This is a genomic window from Enterobacter cloacae complex sp. S3, assembly GCF_014930495.1.
Lineage (GTDB): Bacteria > Pseudomonadota > Gammaproteobacteria > Enterobacterales > Enterobacteriaceae > Enterobacter > Enterobacter asburiae_B.
In genome coordinates this window covers 1-7,668 of record NZ_JADBRD010000059.1, presented here as the reverse complement: position 1 = coordinate 7,668, position 7,668 = coordinate 1, and the positions used below count along the sequence as shown (strand labels likewise).

6 protein-coding genes and 1 pseudogene are annotated in these 7,668 nt (G+C 50.4%); 3 read left to right on the top strand and 4 right to left on the bottom strand.

The genetic code is table 11. The annotated features are described in order from the left end of the window. The first annotated feature begins 53 nt into the window (after positions 1-53). The 3 genes from IM317_RS22410 (at position 54) to IM317_RS22400 (ending at position 3,383) form a co-directional block, all read left to right on the top strand. The gene (locus IM317_RS22410) at positions 54-1,022 is read left to right on the top strand and encodes an IS5-like element IS903B family transposase (RefSeq protein WP_072196614.1); all 969 of its coding nucleotides are present in this window, start codon (positions 54-56) and stop codon (positions 1,020-1,022) included. A gap of 188 nt (positions 1,023-1,210) precedes the next feature. Then, positions 1,211-2,830: a phosphoethanolamine--lipid A transferase MCR-9.1 gene (locus IM317_RS22405; RefSeq protein WP_001572373.1), complete on the top strand. Its 1,620-nt coding sequence runs from the start codon at positions 1,211-1,213 to the stop codon at positions 2,828-2,830. A gap of 76 nt (positions 2,831-2,906) precedes the next feature. Then, positions 2,907-3,383 (top strand): WbuC family cupin fold metalloprotein, encoded by a 477-nt coding sequence (locus IM317_RS22400; RefSeq protein ID WP_001572372.1) that lies wholly within the window; start codon positions 2,907-2,909, stop codon positions 3,381-3,383. A gap of 212 nt (positions 3,384-3,595) precedes the next feature. Here IM317_RS22400 and qseC-like read toward each other — a convergent pair whose 3' ends face one another. The 4 genes and pseudogenes from qseC-like to IM317_RS22380 all read right to left on the bottom strand — a co-directional run. After that, on the bottom strand, positions 3,596-4,945 hold the full coding sequence (gene qseC-like / locus IM317_RS22395) for a QseC-like sensor histidine kinase (protein WP_001572371.1): 1,350 nt from the start codon (positions 4,943-4,945) through the stop codon (positions 3,596-3,598). After that, a complete protein-coding gene (gene qseB-like / locus IM317_RS22390; RefSeq protein WP_001572368.1) occupies positions 4,921-5,589 on the bottom strand; it encodes a QseB-like response regulator transcription factor in 669 nt (222 codons plus the stop codon). The genes qseC-like and qseB-like overlap by 25 nt, the downstream gene beginning before the upstream one ends. A gap of 193 nt (positions 5,590-5,782) precedes the next feature. Then, positions 5,783-6,808, bottom strand: a complete 1,026-nt coding sequence (locus IM317_RS22385; protein ID WP_077909719.1) for an ExeA family protein — start codon at positions 6,806-6,808, stop codon at positions 5,783-5,785. Beyond that, positions 6,741-7,668, bottom strand: a pseudogene (locus tag IM317_RS22380) (IS481 family transposase); the annotation flags it as partial. The gene IM317_RS22385 and the pseudogene IM317_RS22380, both read right to left, overlap by 68 nt.

The following is a 7,668-nucleotide window of genomic DNA, read 5'->3' as shown; positions in this document are numbered from 1 at the left end:
GTGCTCCAGTGGCTTCTGTTTGGCTTTGTTGAATAAATCGAACTTTTGCTGAGTTGAAGGATCAGATCACGCATCTTCCCGACAACGCAGACCGTTCCGTGGCAAAGCAAAAGTTCAAAATCACCAACTGGCCCACCTACAATAAAGCCCTCATCAACCGTGGCTCCATAACTTTCTGGCTGGATGATGAAGCTATTCAGGCCTGGTATGAGTCGGCAGCGCCTTCTTCACGAGGCAGACCTCAGCGCTATTCTGACCTTGCCATCACGACTGTGCTGGTCATTAAACGCGTATTCAGGCTGACCCTGCGCGCTGCGCAGGGCTTTATTGATTCCATTTTTTCTCTGATGAACGTTCCGCTACGCTGCCCGGATTACAGCTGTGTCAGCAGGCGGGCAAAGTCGGTTAATGTCAGTTTCAAAACGCCCACCCGGGGTGAAATCGCACACCTGGTAATTGATTCCACCGGGCTGAAGGTCTTCGGTGAAGGCGAGTGGAAAGTCAAAAAGCATGGCCAGGAACGCCGCCGTATCTGGCGTAAGCTGCATCTCGCCGTTGACAGTAAAACACATGAAATCATCTGCGCTGACCTGTCGCTGAACAACGTTACGGACTCAGAGGCCTTCCCCGGGTTAATCCGGCAAACCCACCGGAAAATCAGGTCAGCCGCCGCCGATGGCGCTTACGATACCCGGCTATGTCACGATGAACTGCGGCATAAGAAAATCAGCGCGCTTATCCCTCCCCGAAAAGGTGCGGGTTACTGGCCCGGTGAATATGCAGACCGTAACCGTGCAGTGGCTAATCAGCGAATGACCGGGAGTAATGCGCGGTGGAAATGGACAACAGATTACAACCGTCGCTCGATAGCGGAAACGGCGATGTACCGGGTAAAACAGCTGTTCGGGGGTTCACTGACGCTGCGTGACTACGATGGTCAGGTTGCGGAGGCTATGGCCCTGGTACGAGCGCTGAACAAAATGACGAAAGCAGGTATGCCTGAAAGCGTGCGTATTGCCTGAAAACACAACCCGCTACGGGGGAGACTTACCCGAAATCTGATTTATTCAACAAAGCCTCGTTAAGGTTAACCTAAGATTTCAGAATGATAATCTCTGCTTTGCAGCGAATAAGGCAATCATAATATTAGATTGAATTGTTGTAATTATCATCAATGTTTTTACTGGTTTACTATTTTCCGGAGGTGTTAATGCCTGTACTTTTCAGGGTGAAAGTTATTCCGCTGGTTTTACTTCTGGCAATGATCTTTGCGTTTTTACTTAACTGGCCAATATTGCTGCATTTTTACGAGATTTTGTCGCATTTAGAGCATGTCAAAATTGGTTTTGTCATTTCTATTCCCTTTGTTCTGGTTGCGGCGCTTAACGTTGTTTTTATGCCTTTCTCAGTTCGTTTTCTGCTGAAACCTTTCTTTGCTTTACTGTTTATCACTGGCTCACTGGTCAGTTATTCGACACTAAAATATAAAGTAATGTTTGATCAAACGATGATTCAAAACATTATTGAAACTAACCCCCAGGAAGCGCATTCCTATCTTAATGGCTCAATTATTATATGGTTCGTCTTTACCGGTATCCTTCCTGCCATCCTCCTTTTTTCAATAAAAATTCAATATCCTGAAAAATGGTATAAAGGCATTGCTTACCGTTTGCTCTCCGTGCTGGCATCGTTGAGTTTGATTGCAGGTGTTGCCGCACTTTATTATCAGGATTATGCCTCTGTCGGCCGCAATAACTCGACATTGAATAAAGAGATCATCCCGGCGAACTACGCTTACAGCACTTTCCAGTATGTTAAGGATACGTACTTTACGACTAAAGTGCCTTTCCAGACGCTGGGGAATGATGCTAAACGCGTCGTCGCTCACGAAAAACCCACGCTGATGTTCCTGGTGATTGGCGAAACGGCACGCAGCCAGAATTTCTCGATGAACGGTTATTCGCGTGATACCAATGCCTTTACCAGCAAATCCGGCGGCGTTATTTCGTTTAAAAATATGCATTCCTGCGGTACCGCTACCGCAATATCCGTTCCGTGCATGTTCTCGAATATGAATCGCACCGAGTACGACAGTAAAAAAGCATCTAACAGTGAAAATTTCCTCGACATCGTGCAGAAAACCGGTGTCTCGCTGTTATGGAAAGAGAACGATGGCGGTTGTAAAGGCGTATGTAGCCGCATCCCGACTGTCGAAATTAAGCCTAGTGATAACCCGAAACTGTGCGATGGCAAAACGTGCCATGACGAGGTGATGCTGGAAAACCTTGATGATGAAATCGCCAAAATGCCAGGTGATAAGCTTGTCGCCTTCCATATCATTGGCAGCCATGGACCGACTTATTACCTGCGTTATCCGGCTGAGCATCGCCACTTCATGCCCGAATGTGCACGTAGCGATATCGAAAACTGTACTCAGGAACAATTGGTCAACACCTACGACAACACCCTTCGTTATACAGACTATGTATTAGCTGAGATGATTGAAAAGCTAAAAAATTACAGCGATCAGTACAACACCGTGCTGCTTTATGTGTCCGATCATGGTGAATCATTGGGCGAAAGCGGGCTATATCTGCACGGCACGCCGTACAAACTGGCACCGGATCAGCAGACGCATATTCCGATGCAGGTCTGGATGTCACCGGGCTTTATCGCCGGGAAACACATCAACATGTCTTGCCTTGAAAATAATGCGGCGAAAAAATCATATTCCCACGACAACCTGTTCTCATCGATTTTGGGGCTGTGGGACGTAAGCACCAGCGTCTATAATCCTGACCGCGATTTGTTCCGCGAATGCCGTGGCTAATCGATTGTTAGTATAACAAAAAGCCTTACGGCAACCTGGTTGCCGTAAGCTGCAAGAATGCAATAAGGCTTATAATATGAAACAACTTACTTTCAACGACCTACGCAAGCAAAGCGCACAAGCCGCAAATTCCCCCCGCTTACGTGCCCATCATAATTTCCACCCTGAATTGAGCGACCCGGTGCAGCGTCTGGCTATTGCTATGGAACCGGGAACTTATGTTCGCCCTCATCGCCACCCGCATACTTTTGAACTGCTGACATCCCTTACCGGTCGCTTTTTGGTATTGAACTTTGATGACCTGGGTAACCTGACCCAGCGCGTCGTGTTAGGTGAGGACTGTAAAGTGCTGGAGATGGATGCAGGCACCTGGCATACCGTATTGTCACTGGATGAAGGCGGCGTTATTTTTGAGGTAAAACACGGTAGGTACCAGCCTGTTGCTGATCAAGATGCCGCCCCATGGGCCCCCGCCGAAAACGAGCCGGGAACTGCAGAGCTGATGAAATGGTACACACAGGCGCAAGTAGGTGATGGCGGATATCCGCGGTAATTAATGCGTTGCACGGAGTGCCATTCTCTCCTTCGCGCCAACTTCAAAGGCTAAGACGCTTCCTCCCAAATCACCTACTCGTAAACCTGTGGCAAGAGTAGAAAATCATCTTATGCAAATAACAGGCAATATCCTTACCGAGGTCGGGATGCAGGCAAAACACCAGCAGAACGCAAAGTATCTCCAGTAAGAGTACAATTTTCATCTACATTTTATCGCGCAGATTGCAGTGGCAGGACAATGCTGACCAGTACGCCTGAGGTAAACTGGCTGGCAGGGGCTAAAGTAACTTTCCCACCCAGCCGCGTGACGCATGCTTTGACTATCGCTAAGCCCAACCCAGAGCCGGGTTGGGTCACGCCTTCAGGGCGATAAAATGCATCGAACACGCGCATCCTTTCTTCTGCGGCAATACCGGGACCGTTATCTTCAACTTTAATGATCGCTTCGTGCTGCGATACCATCACGCTGAGATCAATTTGTCCGTGTTCCGGTATATAGCGGATTGCGTTTTCTACCAGATTTTTCACGATAATAGTGAGTGTGTATTTATCGGTGTAAACCAGCTGACTCGCACTGGCAGTTTCCAGTACGCCAATATCAATACTTTTTTCCAGAGCAAGTGGATGCAGGGATTCAATCACCTCCCTGAATAACTGTGTAATGAGCAGAGGCTGATTATTTCCTTGCCGCGTATTTTGCTGTTCGCGGGCAAGCAGAAGCAGCTGTTCTAACAAGTTTTTGGTTCGGCTTAACCCTTGTTGCAGGCTGTTCAGCCGGAATTGCGCTTCGGGCGACATTTCGCTCGCCGACAGCCGCTCCGCCTGTAGCGACAATGCCGTTAGCGGGGTACGTAACTCATGGGCCGCATCGGCGATAAAACGTGACTGTGTCTGCATGGCATCGTTAACTTTGTGCAACAATTTATTGATACCACCCACAAATGGACGAATTTCATCAGGAATGGCATCTTCAGGGAACGGCGTCAAATTGCGTTCATCTCGCTGATGCACCTCATCGGCAAGGAGTGAAACGGGGCGAAAGGCTTTCCGGATCAGATCAGTCGCAACCAGCAACAGTATCGGCAACAGCAGACTGAGCGGGATCAACGTGCGCAGTGCGCTTTCAAATGAGATTTCGTCGCGTACGTCAAGCTGCTGACCAATGGCGACCAATTGGGTGGGTGAAAGTCGATGCACCAATACACGATACGATTCTCCGCCGGAAATTACGTTCTGAAAACCTTCATGCATGGGCGTTTCCAGCTGAAAAGTGGGGTCGCGGGCCTGCAGGGAATTACCGTTTTCCGATATGAATTCCACCACCACTCGGGAATCATTATCACCATCCAGTTGCTTAACAAGAGTCTGCGAGTCAGGGTTGTCATATATCACACTGGCGATTTGGGTCAGGGTGCCATCCTGTAGTTCATGGGCTTCGTCGAGTGCAAAATAGAAGGTAAGACCACAGGAAATAACTGCGGTAAATAAAATGGCGACGCTCAGGGCTACCGAGAGCTGTAGCTTCAGAGAGTTTTTCACTCGCTTTTGGAAACCAGCCATCCGACCCCCCTGACATTTTTGATGGCATTCCGGCCGAGCTTTTTACGTAGAGCGTGGATGAAATACTCAACAGCGTTACTTTCAATCTCATCCCCCCAGCCATAAATACGGTCTTCAAGATCGCTGCGAGAGAGAATACCGCCGGGGCGCTGCATGAGTGCTTCCAGAAGAGCATACTCGCGCTTCGAAAGTAAAAAGTTCTCTCCGCTGGCCAACAAACACACTTCGTGACTGACCGGGTTCAGGCTGAGCACACCGTTACTCAGCAATCGATCACTGTTGCCGTTATGTCGTCGCAAAACAGCGCGTATCCGCGCGAGCAGTTCGCTGAACTCGAACGGTTTAATTAGGTAATCGTCTGCTCCACTGTCGAGGCCGTGAAGTCTGTCCGTAAGGGCATCCCGCGCGGTGACAATCACCACCGGTACGGATGATCCCTGACGGCGAAGTGCGTTCATGACGCTAAAGCCGTCCTGTCCCGGCAGCCCAAGATCCAGGAGCACAATGTCATAATGCTGCGCGAAGCAACTGGCCAGCGCATCATTGCCATTTTTCATCCAGTCCACCGCATACGACGCATCGCGTAACGAATTCGCCACCACGTCGCCGATCATCAGATCATCTTCAACCAGTAAAATTCTCATCGCGTTGATAATCCCTATGTGTAGTGGCTCGCAATCGAAATCCCTCCGACTCGCAATCAGCGCATATTTCGGCTCACATTAACTGCAAATGAAAAACGCCCCCGACTCACATTAAGTGACAATGGGCTCGCAATCAGCCAGACGGACTCGCAATCCAGTCCGCCGGGCTCACAATAACTGCAAATAGACATCGTCATATCGGTAGGCCGACCGCCAACATTCTGTCGCGTAGCTCGGCTGTGCGGGCAGGGTCTAACTGATTGTTAAATAATGCCCTGATTTCAGCAGGTTTTGCATCAAACTGCTCCACCATATCTTTCAGCCGGTAACCATGCCGCGTGAGTGTCGGTTCCAGGTCATCCAGTTGACGTGACAGTACGGATTCAACCAGCGTGGCGGTAATCGGCTTTTCACCTGTCTGGTATCCTGCTTCCATCGCCAGCGTCAGGTGCAACTGGACCTGCAGCGGTGTACGAAGTTTCATCGCCAACAGGTCAACTGCTTCGGTCGTCAGAATATCTTCCGGCTTACCCTTGCCGGTGCTGGTTTTCAGCAACCACTGGATATATTCGCGCTGGCTGCCGGTGATCCCGTCCAGCGTAAAAATATCGGTACGATAACCGATTTCCTCCATCGTCGGACGACGCAGGTCATTACGCAGTTTAGGGTGACCTGCCAGAACGACAGATAGCCGTCCTCCGCCGTCTTCAACCACTTCCATCAACCGTTTGAGCCCCGTCAGTGTATTACCGTTCAGGTCATGCGCCTCATCAACAAACAGCGCCACCGGGCGTTTACCTTTTTTGACCAGCTCCTGCAGTTCCCGCTCGCGACGTTCACCCTGCTTGGGGATCTGCACCTGCTTATCCTGCGCCAGGTCGTAAAACAGGGCGTTAATCAGCGTGGCGAGCCGGACACTCTGTTTGTCGACCGACAGGGAACGGGCGACAATGATTTTGTTTTCATCCATCAGTTGCTGCTGCAGGCGTCGCAGAGTGACTGTTTTGCCACTTCCGACCACACCACAGACGGCTATCAGACGCCCTTCGCGTATCGCCCCTTTAATGTCTTTCATCAACTGCTTATGGTGAGCAGTTTCATAATACCTGGCCTGTTCAATAGACTGCGTCAGCCCATAATGCTCCATCACTTCAACCCGCATGGTCTTCTCCTGGTTGTCTGTTACGAAAATAGTCTCTGATGCGGGCGAGTACTTCATTACGGTTTAGCGTCTCAGCCAGAATACTGTCGATAAACGCCCGGTCTTCATCCGGCATTCTGGCCAGCGGAATGGCCAGATCGTCGGCAATAGCCAGTTTTGCCGCAATAACGGTGGGAAAGTGGTATTCAAATTTTCGGGCATCAAAGGGCTGATGTGGCAATTCATCAATGCGCTGCTGGGTGTCATCACTGACCACGCGGAGATCGCTTCCGGACAACGCGCTGATGGGGATGTTCAGCTGTCTGGCCAGAGCATGAATACGATCGGCCCGTTCAGCCGCTTTGCCACGCCTGAACGTCCGATAACGGTGTAGTGGCACAGGCCCCGATACCGGATAATAAGGCCCCCATGTTTCACCGGTAAACTCCACATACATCTCTTCGTCAAACAACCCCCACAGCAGAATGACGATTTCCCCCGCCATATCCGGTTCAACTTCCCATGCGGTGCCGTCTATCGTTACCCGCGCATCAACACCCACCTTGCGGGATTCCGGCTCCCGGGCGAACCGACCGTATTGTTCCCAGCTGCACATATCTCTCACGCCGTCCCGGGGGATATTTGCCAGCCAGTCCTCCAGGCGCGAGTGTTTCTCGCTGCGGTGTTGCTGCGCATTGTAACGACTCAGATAGTTCCAGAGCCATTCGTTGGCCTGCAGCTCCGTCTCCGGTTTATGGAAATGGTACAGGGTTTCATGTGCCTCTTTAACGGTCCTGAAAGGACGCTCTACTTTACCTTTGGACCGTGCCGTTGTCCGGGTGCCATCCTTACCTGCCGGTGTATGCGTCAGCCAGTCAACTTTCAGGGACTGCATCACATTCTGGAATACATGGCTTTGGCACTGTTGCAAAGTTAGC

Bases quoted from the DNA above. Each gene is read 5' to 3' on its own strand.
- qseB-like (WP_001572368.1), bottom strand. From the start codon at position 5,589: ATGAGAATTTTACTGGTTGAAGATGATCTGATGATCGGCGACGTGGTG.
- IM317_RS22405 (WP_001572373.1), top strand. From the start codon at position 1,211: ATGCCTGTACTTTTCAGGGTGAAAGTTATTCCGCTGGTTTTACTTCTG.
- qseC-like (WP_001572371.1), bottom strand. From the start codon at position 4,945: ATGGCTGGTTTCCAAAAGCGAGTGAAAAACTCTCTGAAGCTACAGCTC.
- IM317_RS22400 (WP_001572372.1), top strand. From the start codon at position 2,907: ATGAAACAACTTACTTTCAACGACCTACGCAAGCAAAGCGCACAAGCC.
- IM317_RS22385 (WP_077909719.1), bottom strand. From the start codon at position 6,808: ATGAAGTACTCGCCCGCATCAGAGACTATTTTCGTAACAGACAACCAG.